The 13621-nt window shown below is 64.4% G+C and carries 13 protein-coding genes; 8 read left to right on the top strand and 5 right to left on the bottom strand.

Annotated elements, in window-relative coordinates; all coding sequences use genetic code 11:
- Window positions 1–46 precede the first annotated feature (46 nt).
- The 6 genes from JQ627_RS08915 to JQ627_RS08890 all read left to right on the top strand — a co-directional run bounded on the left by JQ627_RS08915 (window position 47) and on the right by JQ627_RS08890 (window position 8061).
- The gene (locus JQ627_RS08915; RefSeq protein WP_212483813.1) at window positions 47–1063 is read left to right on the top strand and encodes a transporter; all 1017 of its coding nucleotides are present in this window, start codon (window positions 47–49) and stop codon (window positions 1061–1063) included.
- A 307-nt stretch (window positions 1064–1370) separates the two neighbouring features.
- Window positions 1371–1550: a hypothetical protein gene (locus tag JQ627_RS08910; RefSeq protein ID WP_212483812.1), complete on the top strand. Its 180-nt coding sequence runs from the start codon at window positions 1371–1373 to the stop codon at window positions 1548–1550.
- Between the two features lie 139 nt (window positions 1551–1689).
- The gene (locus JQ627_RS08905) at window positions 1690–2346 is read left to right on the top strand and encodes a protein-L-isoaspartate O-methyltransferase (protein WP_212483811.1); all 657 of its coding nucleotides are present in this window, start codon (window positions 1690–1692) and stop codon (window positions 2344–2346) included.
- Between the two features lie 207 nt (window positions 2347–2553).
- Window positions 2554–3945 (top strand): TolC family outer membrane protein, encoded by a 1392-nt coding sequence (locus JQ627_RS08900; RefSeq protein WP_212483810.1) that lies wholly within the window; start codon window positions 2554–2556, stop codon window positions 3943–3945.
- A gap of 304 nt (window positions 3946–4249) precedes the next feature.
- Window positions 4250–5020 (top strand): PopZ family protein, encoded by a 771-nt coding sequence (locus tag JQ627_RS08895; RefSeq protein WP_212483809.1) that lies wholly within the window; start codon window positions 4250–4252, stop codon window positions 5018–5020.
- Window positions 5021–5184: 164 nt separating this feature from the next.
- On the top strand, window positions 5185–8061 hold the full coding sequence (locus JQ627_RS08890) for a valine--tRNA ligase (RefSeq protein WP_212483808.1): 2877 nt from the start codon (window positions 5185–5187) through the stop codon (window positions 8059–8061).
- A 92-nt stretch (window positions 8062–8153) separates the two neighbouring features.
- On the opposite strand, the gene JQ627_RS08885 is transcribed toward JQ627_RS08890, so the two are convergent.
- A complete protein-coding gene (locus JQ627_RS08885) occupies window positions 8154–8756 on the bottom strand; it encodes a DNA-3-methyladenine glycosylase (RefSeq protein WP_212483807.1) in 603 nt (200 codons plus the stop codon).
- A gap of 130 nt (window positions 8757–8886) precedes the next feature.
- Here JQ627_RS08885 and lipA point away from each other — a divergent pair, with 130 nt between their 5' ends.
- Window positions 8887–9843, top strand: coding sequence for a lipoyl synthase (lipA, locus tag JQ627_RS08880; protein WP_212483806.1), 957 nt, complete (start codon window positions 8887–8889; stop codon window positions 9841–9843).
- Window positions 9844–9849: 6 nt separating this feature from the next.
- Window positions 9850–10320: a type II toxin-antitoxin system RatA family toxin gene (locus tag JQ627_RS08875; protein ID WP_212483805.1), complete on the top strand. Its 471-nt coding sequence runs from the start codon at window positions 9850–9852 to the stop codon at window positions 10318–10320.
- Between the two features lie 121 nt (window positions 10321–10441).
- On the opposite strand, the gene JQ627_RS08870 is transcribed toward JQ627_RS08875, so the two are convergent.
- Genes JQ627_RS08870 through JQ627_RS08855 form a run of 4 tightly spaced genes read right to left on the bottom strand, consistent with a single transcriptional unit; the run spans window position 10442 to window position 13602 of the window.
- Window positions 10442–11257, bottom strand: a complete 816-nt coding sequence (locus JQ627_RS08870; protein ID WP_212483804.1) for a cytochrome c — start codon at window positions 11255–11257, stop codon at window positions 10442–10444.
- On the bottom strand, window positions 11257–12879 hold the full coding sequence (locus JQ627_RS08865; RefSeq protein ID WP_212483803.1) for a b(o/a)3-type cytochrome-c oxidase subunit 1: 1623 nt from the start codon (window positions 12877–12879) through the stop codon (window positions 11257–11259). The genes JQ627_RS08870 and JQ627_RS08865 overlap by 1 nt, the downstream gene beginning before the upstream one ends.
- Window positions 12866–13429 (bottom strand): cytochrome C oxidase subunit II, encoded by a 564-nt coding sequence (locus tag JQ627_RS08860; RefSeq protein WP_212483802.1) that lies wholly within the window; start codon window positions 13427–13429, stop codon window positions 12866–12868. Before JQ627_RS08860 ends, JQ627_RS08865 begins: the two co-directional genes overlap by 14 nt.
- Window positions 13426–13602, bottom strand: a complete 177-nt coding sequence (locus JQ627_RS08855; RefSeq protein WP_028147568.1) for a hypothetical protein — start codon at window positions 13600–13602, stop codon at window positions 13426–13428. Before JQ627_RS08855 ends, JQ627_RS08860 begins: the two co-directional genes overlap by 4 nt.
- Between the last annotated feature and the right edge of the window lie 19 nt (window positions 13603–13621).

Raw genomic sequence — 13621 nt, 5'->3', positions numbered from 1 at the left:
GCGACCTGTTCGGGTGGATGACATGATGGGACGCAGGAGACGGGACATGACGGGACATCTTCGAAAGGCCACGCTTGCATCCACCCTGGCGATGGCGAGCCTCGCAGCCCAGCCAGCGCTCGCCGATTCAGCCGGCGTCAGCTTCTGGCTTCCGGGCATCTTCGGCAGCCTCGCCGCCGTTCCGGTGACGCCGGGCTGGGCCTATTCGACGATGTACATCCATCTCCAGGAGAAAGCCGGAGCAGGGCAGAACTTCGTGACCAGCGGCGGCATACCCGGTTCGGTGACGGCCGGCCTGAACGCACACGCCGACGTGCTGGTCCAGGGCATCACCTACACCTCGCCGATGCCTGTGCTCGGCGGCCAGGCCGCCTTCACGCTGATCACCGCGCCCGGCAACATCGGCGTCGGCATCGACGCGACGCTGACCGGGCCGCGCGGCAACACCATCTCGGGCGGCGCCACCGACAATCGCACCACGCTGACCGATGTCTTCTACCAGGGCACGCTGAAATGGAATCAAGGCGTTCACAACGAGATGGTCTACATCACCGGCAACATCCCGAGCGGTACCTATGATTCCAGCCGGCTCGCAAATCTGAGTTTTGGCTTCCCTGCAGTCGACGCCGGCGCTGGCTACACCTATCTCGATCCGAAGACCGGGCATGAATTCTCGATCGTCGGCGGGCTCACCTATAACTTCATGAACGGAGCCCTTCAGTACCAGAACGGTATCGACCTCCACGTCGACTGGGCCGCCTCGCAGTTCGTCAGCAAGAACGTCCACATTGGCGTCGCGGGCTATTTTTTCCAGCAGCTCACCGATGACAGCGGCCCCGGCGCCAATCTCGGCGGCTTCAGGGGGCAGGCGGTCGGCATCGGTCCGCAGATCGGCTTCATGATCCCGATGTCCGACGGCTACCAGGGCTATCTCAATGTCCGCGGCTACAAGGATATCGAGGTCGAAAACCGGCCGACGAGCTGGTCCTCGTGGGTCACCTTCTCGATCTCGCCGGCGGCGCCGGCGCCGGCTGCGACCAAACCCATCGCGCGAAAATACTGAGGGAAGGCGTCAACGCAGCTCCGATGACCGGAGAGAAACCAGCAAACGCGGATTTCGCATCTGCTTCCAGACGTCGATCATCACGGAAAATTCGACGCACTTTCAGGGTCTTGCAGCGGAACTCCGATGTGGCACCCGACGTTGCTTCAGGTGAAGCCTCAATACCCCTTCCGCCCGATTCCCCTCCAGAATCGCGCTCAAGCAGTTGTGTGCGTGTGGGCGCGGTCGCGTCATGAGGGCGACGCCAATTCGACAATATTCGAATCGACCTTGGTGTGAGTGCCGGATTTTTACGGAGCTGATTCCCATGCCAGACGTCCAGGTCGACCGTTTCCAAATGGCCCCCTCGATTCTGCCGGCAGACGTTCCCGAGCTCAGCGATGATGAATGCCTGGCCTGCCTCGCGCGCGCCGTCGAGGCGCATGATTCGGCGCGGCTCGACGAAGTCGCCGCGCTGATCGGCCGCCTCGCGGTCACGATCGAATAGCTCATCGACCACCTTCACGCTGTGGGTTGCGCAGCCTGGTCCGCCCGGGGCCAACGGACGTGTTGCGTTTTCGCGGAGCCTGTTCCAAAGATGCCGCCAACTTTCGTCCGCGGCATCGTCCGCCTTGCAGGGTCCGCAAATGTCCGGTTTCTCGACCGCGCGCCTAAAAATGGTCGATGGCCAGGTGCGCACCAATGACGTCACCGATCGCCGTGTTCTCGACGCCATGCTCACAGTTCCGCGCGAGGCGTTCGTGCCGGTCGCCAGGCAGGCATTGGCCTATCTCGACCTCGATCTCGACGTGAGCGAAGGCGGGGCCAAGCGGTTCCTGATCAAGCCGCAGCTGACCGGCAAGCTGCTCCAGGCCGCCGAAATCGGCGAGGGCGACAACGTGCTGGTGGTCGGCTGCGCCACGGGCTACCTCGCAGCGCTGACGGCCAGGCTCGCCCGCCAGGTCACCGCGACGGAATGTGATCCGGCCCTGGCCGCGAAGGCCAAGGATGCTTGCGCCAGCCTCCCCAACGTCACTTGCAAGGCCGCAGCCTGCGCCGAAGGGGATCCTTCTGCCGCTCCCTACGACGTCATTCTCCTCAACGGCGCCGTCGAGGTGACGCCAGAGGCGCTGCTCGGGCAGCTAAAGGAGGGCGGGCGCCTGTTGGGGGTGTCTGCCCAATCCAGGCCGCCCCGGGCCATGATCGTGACCCATACCCACGGTGAATTCGGCCATCGGGCGCTGTTCGATGCCGCAGCTCCGGTCCTTCCCGGGCTGGAACAGGCCGCCGCCTTCGTCTTCTGAAGGCCCAAAGCCCCGTTAAAATCCCGTTCTGAATCAGAAGTGTGGCCCGGATGCTGCACGTGAAGAGTTTCCACCGGGAACTACCTTGAGGTGGTTCCGTTGCGCCAATCGGCGTCCTATGTTGCTGCGGGGCAACGACTCCACTCGGTAGACGGTAACCCGGCTTGCGGGCACGAGCGGGGCGCTAGAATGAACGGAATTTAAGGGATGCATGGGGTGAAGCTCTTCACCGGAGCTGCGGTTTCGGTCCTGTTGCTGGCACTTGCCGGGCCGACGCCTGCCTTGGCGGACACCATCGAGTCCGCGCTGGTGCGCGCCTATCAGAACAATCCGCAGCTCAACGCGCAGCGCGCCCAGGTGCGCTCGACCGACGAGAACGTGCCTCAGGCGTTGTCGGGCTATCGCCCCAGGGTCGCGCTGTCGGCGAGCGGCGGCTATCAATATCAGGATACGCTGAGTCAGCCGGGGCCGGGCAACGCACCAATCAACGGGCCCTCCGTGCCGCGCAGCGTTGGTGTGACCGTCACGCAGACGCTCTATAACGGCAACATCACCGGCAACAGGACGCGCGCCGCCGAGAGCCAGGTTTCCGGCTCCCGCGAAGCGCTGCGCAGCCTGGATCAGAGCGTGTTGCTTCAGGCCGCCACGACCTACATGGACTATCTGCGCGACGCCGCCACGCTCGAGGTCCAGCGCAGCAACGTGCGCGTTCTCGAGCAGACCCTGAAGCAGACGCGTGATCGCTTCAACGTCGGCGAAGTAACCCGCACCGACGTTGCGCAATCGGAAGCGCAACTGGCGGCCGGCAGGACGCAGGCCCTGACGGCCGAAGCGAATCTCACCACGACGCGCGCGAACTTCCGCCGCATCATCGGCAACGAGCCGACGAACCTCGCGCCCGGCTCGCCGGTCGATCGTTTCTTGCCCGCAACCCTCGCCGCGGCGGTCGAGCTCGGCCTGATCGAGCATCCCAACGTCACGGCCGCCATGTTCGGCATCGACGTCAATTATCTGCAGGTCAAGGTCGCCGAAGGCGCGCTGCTGCCAACGATCGCGTTGCAGGTTGGGGCCACGCAGGGGAACGAACAGTCCTTGATTCAATACAGGTCGTTCAATGCGTCCGCGATCGCGCAGGCCAATTGGCAGCTCTACGACGGCGGCAATTCATATTCGCTGATCCGTCAGTCCAAGGAAAACCTGGCGCAGCAGCGTCTCAACCTCGAAACCACGCGCGACCAGACTCGTGCAAACGTGGTGCAGTTCTGGGGGACGTTGCAGGCCGGCAAGGCGCAGGTGCAGTCTGCGCAGGCGCAGGTGACGGCGTCCGAGATCGCACTCAACGGTGTGCGCGAGGAAGCCAAGGCGGGTCAGCGCACCACGCTCGACGTTCTCAACGCGCAGCAGGCGCTGGTCAATGCGCGCGTCGCGCTGGTGACCGCACAGCACGACCGCGTCGTGGCATCGTACAACGTCCTTTCCGCCATCGGCCGTCTGTCGCCGCAGGTCCTCGGCCTCTCGACCACGGTTTACGATCCGAGCGTTCACTACCATCAGGTCCGCGACAGCTGGGCCGGTGTGCGCACGCCTGACGGACGCTAAAGTCCGTAGTCATCCGGTCGGCCTCGCAAACAGCCGGGGCCGACTGGTGCTTTGCTTGCAATCATCAAAATCCCTGACATAGCCTTGCCAAGAAGATGCGGGTCGATTCGCCCCGCGCCTGATGTTGTGTGCGTACAGCTTGAGTGCCGAGGGCAGGGGCGCACCGCCGCACGTTGAGCCGTGAACTGGGGACAAGTCGGGCTACCGCGACGAAAATGTCGGGGCGTCCGTCCGGAACCGGCCAATCCTGTCGTGCTTGGTGTAAAACAACGCATGCGAGGGCGTTGATGATGTGGAGTCGGAGATGACGCAGCCTGCAAAGGTCACAGAACCCTCGATGGAGGAGATTCTGGCCTCGATACGGCGCATCATTGCCGACGATGAGGCCAAGCCGCCGCCGGCAGAAGCTGCCAAGCCCGCGCCCCCTGCAGCTGCGCCTAAGCCGCCGCAGGCGGTGAACGACATCCCCCCGTCCAAGGTCGCTCCGGCAAAACCCGCCGCCGAAAAACCGGCACCACCGCCGGCCGCAAAGCCAGAAGCGCCGCCGCCCGCACCCGCGGCGGATGCCGGACCGAACAGCCAGGACGATATCGACGCACTGCTCGCAGGGCTCGACTCAGCCACGCCTGCGCCCGAGGTCCGTGCTCCAGAACCCGAGCCGGAGCCCGAGCCCGACGTGCTCGAATTGACCGACGAGATGGCGATGGATCCGGAGCCGACGCCGCCTCCACCGCCGCCGAGCTTCCGCAAGGTCGAGCCGCGCGACGATCTGGAATTCACCGAATCGCCGCCGCCGCGCCCGACGTCGTCACCGTCCTATGCGCCGGTGGACTTCGATGCGCCGCCGCTACCGCCCCAACAGCCGATCCTGGCGCAATCAACGGTCTCGGCGGTCGAATCCGCTTTCAACTCCCTGGCCCACACGGTGCTCAGCAGCAATGCGCGGACGCTGGAAGATCTGGTCAAGGAGATGCTGCGCCCGATGCTGAAATCCTGGCTCGACGACAACCTGCCGGGCCTGGTTGAACGCATCGTGAAGGCCGAAATCGAGCGGGTCTCGCGCGGCGGCAGGTGAGGGCGGCCTCAGAGCCCTCATAAAGCCCTGCTTATACGTCCTGTTTGGCCTGCCGACCGGACCGGAAAGCCGTTTGCCGCCGGGCTTTCCCGTTGACCTTCTCTTAGACCTTCCCTTGGACCTTTTCGTTGACTTGCCCCCCGCGCGCGGCTTTCTAGCAGCCCATGATCGAGAAAAATTACCAGCCCGCCGATATCGAAGCCCGCATGTCCGTCCTGTGGGAGGACAGCCTTGCCTTCAAGGCCGGCCGTCCCGACCGCCGCGACGCGGTGCCCTTTACCATCGTGATCCCGCCGCCGAACGTGACGGGCTCGCTGCACATGGGTCACGCCCTCAACAACACGCTCCAGGACATCCTGTGCCGGTTCGAGCGCATGCGCGGCCGCGACGTGCTGTGGCAGCCCGGCACCGACCATGCCGGCATCGCCACCCAGATGGTGGTCGAGCGGCAGCTGATGGAGCGCCAGCAGCCCGGCCGCCGCGAGATGGGCCGCGAGAAGTTCCTGGAGCGGGTCTGGCAGTGGAAAGCCGAGAGCGGCGACACCATCATCAACCAGCTCAAGCGCCTCGGCGCCTCCTGCGACTGGTCGCGCGAACGCTTCACCATGGACGAGGGCCTGTCCAAGGCCGTCATCAAGGTGTTCGTCGAGCTGCATCGGGACGGCCTGATCTACAAGGACAAGCGGCTGGTGAACTGGGACACCAAGCTGCTGACCGCGATCTCCGACCTCGAGGTGCAGCAGACCGAGGTCAAGGGCAGCCTCTGGTATCTGCGCTATCCGATCGAGGGCAAGACATTCAGCCCCGAGGATCCCTCGAGCTTCATCGTCGTCGCCACCACGCGGCCTGAGACCATGCTCGGCGACACTGGCGTCGCCGTGCATCCCGATGACGAGCGTTATCAGAAGCTGGTCGGCAAGAACGTGATCCTGCCGCTGGTCGGTCGCAAGATCAAGATTGTCGCCGACGAATATTCCGATCCGGAGAAGGGCTCGGGCGCAGTGAAGGTGACGCCGGCGCACGACTTCAACGATTTCGAAGTCGGCAATCGCCACGGCCTGGGCCGGATCAGCGTCATCGACAAGGAAGGTTGCCTCGACCTCGTCGACAACGAGGATTACCTGCGTGGCCTGCCGGAAGGCGCTTCGCAGTTCGCCGAGGAGTTCAACAGGGTTGATCGCTTCGTCGCGCGCAAGCGCATCGTCGACCGGCTGGAATCCTTCGGCTTCGTCGAGCGGATCGAGCCGCACACCCATATGGTGCCGCACGGCGACCGCTCGAACAGCGTGATCGAGCCCTATCTGACCGACCAGTGGTACGTCGACGCCAAGACGCTGGCAAAGCCCGCGATCGCGGCGGTGCGCTCCGGCGAAACGACGTTCGTGCCGAAGAACTGGGAAAAGACCTATTTCGAGTGGATGGAGAACATCCAGCCCTGGTGCATCTCGCGCCAGCTCTGGTGGGGTCATCAGATCCCGGCCTGGTACGGTCCTGACGGCAAGGTGTTCGTCGCCGAGACCGAGGAGGAGGCCGTCAGCCATGCGCTCGGCTATTACGTCGAGCAGGAGGTCATCACGGTCGAGCAGGGCCGCGAGATGGCGCTCGACCGCAACAAGCGCGAGGGCTTCATCACGCGTGACGAGGACGTGCTCGACACCTGGTTTTCCTCGGCGCTGTGGCCGTTCTCGACGCTCGGCTGGCCCGAGGACGCGCCGGAAGTGCAGCGCTATTACCCGACCAATGCGCTGGTGACCGGCTTCGACATCATCTTCTTCTGGGTTGCCCGGATGATGATGATGGGCCAGCACTTCATGAAGGAAGTGCCGTTCTCGACGATCTACATCCACGCCCTCGTCCGCGACGAGAAGGGCGCCAAGATGTCGAAGTCGAAGGGCAACGTCATCGATCCGCTCAACCTGATCGACGAATATGGTGCGGACGCGCTGCGCTTCACGCTGGCCGCCATGGCGGCGCAGGGGCGCGACATCAAGCTCGCCACCAGCCGTGTCGAGGGTTACCGGAATTTCGCGACGAAACTCTGGAATGCGTCGCGCTTCGCGGAGATGAACCACTGCGCCGTGCCCGACGGTTTCGAGCCGGCGAAGGCCAAGGAGACGCTGAACCGCTGGATCGCGCACGAGAGCGCGCACACCACGCGCGAGGTGACCGAGGCGATCGAAGCCTATCGCTTCAACGATGCCGCGGGCGCCATCTATCGCTTCGTCTGGAACGTCTATTGCGACTGGTATGTCGAGCTCGCAAAGCCCGTGCTGCTCGGTCCGGACAGCCCCGCCAAGGACGAAACCCGCGCCATGGTCGCCTGGGCGCGCGACGAGATCCTGAAGCTGCTGCACCCCTTCATGCCCTTCATCACCGAAGAGCTGTGGGAGGTGACGGCCAAGCGCGACGGACTGCTCGCGCTGGCGCAATGGCCGCTGAAGCCGTCCGAGCCGACGCCGGAGCAGCTGGCGATGCTCGCCTCGGCAGCCGGGCCGACCGATCCGCTGATCTCGCCGGTCCTGATCATGCCGATCTTCGACCATGCCGACTTCACCGATCCCAAGGCGGAAGCCGAGATCGGCTGGGTGATCGACCTGGTCACGCAGATCCGCTCGGTGCGCGCCGAGATGAACATCCCGCCGGCAACGCTGACGGCCCTGGTGCTCGCGGGCGCCTCGACCGAGACGAAGGAACGCGCGCCGCGCTGGACTGATGTCATCAAGCGCATGGCACGTCTGTCCGACATCTCCTTCGCCGACCGCGCACCTGATGGTGCAGTCCAGCTCCTCGTGCGCGGCGAGGTAGCCGCGCTGCCGCTGAAGGGCGTGATCGACGTCGCCGCCGAGCGCACGCGCCTCGACAAGGAGATCGGGAAGGCCGACGCCGACATCAAGCGCGCCGAGTCCAAGCTGGCGAACGAGAAGTTCGTCGCCAACGCGGCCGAGGAGGTCGTCGAGGAGGAGCGCGAGAAGCGAGAGGCGGCGCTGGCCCGCAAGGCCAAGCTGCTGGAGGCGCTGGAGCGGCTGAAGCAGGCCTCGTAGAGCGTTTTCGAGCGAAGTGGAATCCGGTTCGCGTAAAGAAAACGCGTCAAGACTAGAATCTAGAGCCCGTTCCATCGGAACGGGCTCTAGACCTATTTCGGGAACGGCTTGCTGAGGAATTTCGAGCCCTTGACGCCATAGCGCCAGGGCAGCTCGATCGCCTTGGTGATGCCGATCCTGATGCCGGCCGCCACCTCCACATCCTCCGTCCGCGCATGCAGGGAGATCGGCGGCCGATCGAGGGGCAGGGTGTTGTGCGCGATGGTGATGCCGAGCGCTTCCGTCAGCTTGCCCGGGCCTGAGCACAGCGCGTGCAGGTCCTGGAGATGGCGGCGTCGGCGCATCGCCGCCAAGCCATGCGTCGGCTCCAATGCGCGGATCAGCACGGCGCTGGCCGAGCCTTCCTCCTCGCAGACGAAGTTTACGCACCAGTGGATGCCGTAGGAGCGGTAGACATACGCAAAGCCGGGCGGCCCGAACATGATCTGGTTCCGCGGCGTCGGTCCGTTGTAGGAGTGCGCCGCCGGCTCGGTATGATGATAGGCCTCGACCTCGACGATGATCCCGCCGACACCATTGACCAGCATAGTCGCACCGATCAGATCAGGCGCGACCTCGTGGACGCTGCGGTTGAAGAAGCCCCGGTTCAGGGCTTTGCCGAGCCGCGGTGTGGAAGTCTTCGATGCTGGAGCCATTCGAGGTGAGAATCGCCAGAGAACAGAGCAGGATATTGCCCATATCTGCCATGTTCCCTGAAGCGGGGCGAGCCGGGTTGCGATGCCGGGCCAGACCGACTAGGTAGGACCTGATCAGACCGGACAGCCCATGGTCGTTATTGTCGATACCATCTCGAATCCGTTGCGCCCGCGCCACCCTGAAAAGGTGAATCGTCCCGACTCCGCTTCGCCGCCGAAGCCGGACTGGATCCGCGTGCGCGCGCCCAACACCCGCGGCTATGCGGACACCCGCAACATCGTGCGCGCCAACGGCCTGCACACGGTGTGCGAGGAGGCGGGCTGCCCGAATATCGGCGAGTGCTGGGACAAAAAGCACGCGACCTTCATGATCATGGGTGACACCTGCACCCGTGCCTGCGCCTTCTGCAACGTCAAGACCGGCATGCCCAACGCGCTGGATACGGCCGAGCCGCAGAACGTCGCCGAGGCCGTCGCCAAGCTCGGCCTCGCCCACGTCGTCATCACCTCGGTCGACCGCGACGATCTTGCCGACGGTGGCGCCGAGCATTTTGCACTGACCATCCGCGCGATCCGGGCCGCATGTCCTTCGACCACGATCGAGATCCTGACGCCGGATTTCCTGCGCAAGGAAAGGGCACTCGAAGTCGTGGTCGCGGCCAGGCCCGACGTGTTCAACCACAATCTCGAGACCGTGCCGTCGCGCTATCTCACGGTGCGCCCCGGCGCGCGCTATTTCCACTCGATCCGGCTGCTGCAGCGGGTCAAGGAGCTCGATCACACCATCTTCACCAAGTCCGGCATCATGGTCGGCCTCGGTGAGGAGCGCCACGAGGTGCAACAGGTGATGGACGATCTGCGCTCGGCCGACGTCGACTTCCTGACCATCGGGCAATATCTCCAGCCAACCCGCAAGCACCACGCTGTCATGCGCTATGTGCGGCCGGACGAGTTTTCGTCCTACGAAAAGGTTGCCTACACCAAGGGCTTCCTGATGGTGTCAGCGAGCCCGCTCACCCGCTCGTCGCATCATGCCGGCGAGGACTTTGCGAGACTGAAGGCCGCACGGGCCGCGACTGCCCGCTGAACCGCTATGCCCAAATTTTCGAGCAAGCGCCGTGTCAATCACAGCGCACCTAAGATGTTTGATCTGGTCGCCGACGTCGAGCGCTACCCGGAATTCGTTCCGCTGTGCAGCGAGCTCAAGGTGCGCCAGCGCATGGCGAAGCCCGATGGCACCGAGGTGCTGGTCGCCGACATGACGGTGTCGTTCAAGCTGGTCAAGGAATCCTTCACCAGCCGCGTGACCCTCGACCGCGCCAATCTGACGATTTTGGTCGAATATCTGCAAGGTCCCTTCAGGAACCTCGAGAACCGCTGGACGTTCGAGCCGAAAGGCGATGATGTCTGCGACGTCGGCTTCTTCCTCGCTTATGAATTCAAGAGCCGCATGCTGGCGATGCTGATGGGCTCGATGTTCGATGCCGCGTTCGCGCGCTTCTCCATCGCATTCGAAAAGCGGGCCGACGCGATCTACGGCCGGCCGAAGCTGGCGTCGTCGTAGGGAGCGCAGCGGGGAACGCTCTCTCCGCCGTCATTGCGAGGAGCCCTTGCGACGAAGCAAGCCAGAATCCCTCGGCGGAAGACTCTGGATTGCTTCGCTTCGCTCGCAATGACGGAAGGGCTCAATCCACCGCCTTCACGACGTCCGGCGGCTGCGACGCATAGTAAGCCGCCGCCTGCTCGATCTCCTGCGGCGTCATCGCGCGCGCGATGTTGCGCATCTGCTGACTGATGTCGTTGCGCCGCTCGCCGGAGGCGAAGGCCTGGAGCTGGGCCTTCATGTAGGCCTCGGATTGTCCCTCCAGCCACGGGCTCCCGGTCTTGTTGTCGAGGCTGCCATGGCAGGCGCCGCAAGGCGCGATTCCGCGTATCGGCGCGCCGTAGATGACGATGTTGGGTTTCGGCAGTTGCGGCGTCGGGTGATAGGCCGGCAGCCGCGGCAGATAGGCGTAATAATTCGAGAGATCGGCGATTTCCTGGTCCGTCAGGTTGACGGCGAACGGCGACATCACGGCATTGGTGCGTGCGCCGGAGCGGAAGTCGTGCAGCTCCTTGTAGATCACCGCCGCATACTGGCCGGCGAGATTGGGCGAATCCGCGCGGCTGATGCCGGTCGGGCCGTGGCAGATCGCGCAGCGCTGCGCCAGCGTCGCGCCGCGGCCAATCGCCTCCTGGCTCGGACGCGACAACGTGTATGAGGTCAGCACGACCTCGGACAGGCGTTTTGTCTGTTCGGGCGCAGTAACATTCGCCGCGCGCTGTGGCACGCCGGCGGCGCTGCAGATCGCATCCCAGACATTGGCGAACTGAACCCAGGGCTGCGCGAAGGGCAGCACGATGAAGCCGGTGATCGCCGTCACGATCAGGATCGCGGCGGTGATGCCGACGCCAATCCTGAAATGGCTGTTGCGGAAGGTGAAGAGGTCGCGCGTGCTCATCACTGCGCTCCCACGTAAACGGCCGGCACCGAGGTGCCCCCGCCTAGCGCCAGATTTAGGATCGGATAGCCGTAATTGGTGAGGGTGAGCGCGATCATCAGCGCCACCCATAGCGCATGCGTGTTGAGCGCGACCGGCACGGTCGTGGCCTGGTGAACCGCGACCGCAAAGCGGTAGGGCCCGGCATCAGTCTGGGGCGCGCGCATGCCACGCGCCAGGACGACGATGAACATGATGCCCGAGGCCAGCAGGATGAAGCCGCCGATCGCCGAGAATGCGACCGAAAGCGCCTGCGGCGCGATCGCGGGATCGCCGAAGTCGAAATAGGCCATGCGGCGCGGCATGCCCAGGATGCCGACCCAGTGCCACGGGAAGGTCGTGATGATCATGCCGATGAACCACAGCCAGAGCTGGGTGCGGATCAGGCGGATGTCGATCAGCTCGCGTCCGGTCAGATGCGGCCACAGATCATAGGCGATCGCGAAATACATGATCACGATGGCGCCGCCGAAGATCAGGTGGAAATGGCCGGTGATCCACTGCGTGTTGTGGATGGACGCATCGAGCTGATAGCTCATGTTGATGAGGCCGCCCGCGCCGCCGAAGCCGAGCATGACGAACGAGAACGCCAGCGCCAGCATCATCGGATTGTCCCAGGGCAGGGCCTTCATCCAGCCGAACATACCCCGGCCGCCGCGCAGGCGCGCCGCGATCTCGACCGATGCGCAGATCGTGAACACGGTCAGCAGCGTCGGCAACGCCACTAGCGCGGTGAACGCCGAGTGGATGAACTTGAAGCCGGCCCCCACCATCGGATCGGCAAAGGTGTGGTGCATGCCGATCGGCATCGCCACCACCAGGAACAGGATGAAGGAGATCCGCGCCATGCTGTCGGAATAGACCCGGCCGCCGATCGCGCGCGGCACGATGGTGTAATAGGCGATGTAGGTCGGCATCAGCCAGAAATAGACGATGGCGTGCAGCGTCCAGGAGAAGAACACGCGGGCAAGACCGGCGTCGATGGTGGCCTTCAGGCCTGCGGCAACGGGAATGATCTGGAGAAGCAGTTCGAGCGCGGCGCCGACCGCGGTCCAGGCCCACAGATACGAGCCCGCGACATTGGCGAACATCGCCAGCGGCACCGGTGCGCCGGGATGGGCCTTCCGCCAGACGCGCAGGTTGATCGCCATCAGCGCGACCCAGATCCAGGAGCCGACCACGACCAGCACGACGCCGAGATAGTAGAAGACGTTGCCGATCAGCGGTGGATAGAAGGTGTAGAGCACCGAGGCGCGGCCGAGCGCGATGGGGATCACCGCCGTGATGCTGCCGGCGACGATCAGCCAGAACCCGGTCCAGGCCCAGCGCACGCCGACCAGGCGCTGCTCCAGCGCGGACTCGCTGATGGCATAGCCAAAGCCCATCGCGACGAGCGTGGGAAAGACGTAGCCCATCACGGTGCCGTGCGCGGTCAGCGAGCGGTAATAGAGCTCGGGATTGGACAGCCAGGTACCGATCGGGCTGCGGATGAACATCTGCCAGGCGCCGAGCGTGAGCGCGATGCCGAACACGCCGAAAGCCAGCCAGAAATGGGCGAGGATGAGCTTCCTATTGGCCAACACAGTTCAGCCTCCCGCCACCCTTCGCGCGATCGGCGAATTCGGTCTTGTCGATCACCTTGACCTTGCCCCACATGCCCTCGTGGCCGAAGGAGCAAAACTCCTGGCAGGGCATCAGATAGTCGCCGGTCCTCGTAAAGCGCATCAGCTGCTCGGAAATATAGCCCGGCACCAGCATGGTGTTGATGTTGGTCCCCTGGATCAGGATGCCGTGGACGACGTCGGCGCTGGTGGCGCGCATCGTGATCGGCGTATCCGCGGGCACCACGATGCAGGCCGGCGTGAAGGAATATTGCTGGCCGATCGCGCGCACCGTCACATTTCCATTGGCCTCCAGCACGCTGCCGAGATTGCTCTCGACGAACTCGCCGGAGAGATGAATCCGCGATGGATCGGTGGTTTCGACACGCGGCTGCGGCATGGTCGCGCGATGGATGCCGGCGAACGCCGCCAGCAGCGCCATCATCACGATGATGATCACGGCGACGGTGGCCCAGCGTCGCTCGACGCGGGCGGCGACCTCGGCACTGCCATGGGTGTCCTCTGCGCTCATTGCAGTGATCCGCGCGGCAGGAAGACGAATAGGTAGAACGCGAGCCACATCGCAACCACGCAGGCCGTTGCGATGCCGGCAAGCATGATCGCGCCTGACGGTCCCCGGGCAACGACCTCCTCGACGGCCTGGTCGGCGGCGGCTGGGCTGGTCGGCGGATCGGAATTGATCATGATGGTTCTCTGGCGCCTC

It is taken from the genome of Bradyrhizobium liaoningense (assembly GCF_018130785.1).
Lineage (GTDB): Bacteria > Pseudomonadota > Alphaproteobacteria > Rhizobiales > Xanthobacteraceae > Bradyrhizobium > Bradyrhizobium liaoningense_A.
The sequence above is the reverse complement of the archived record's forward strand: the minus strand, read 5'-3'. Positions and strand labels throughout refer to the sequence as shown.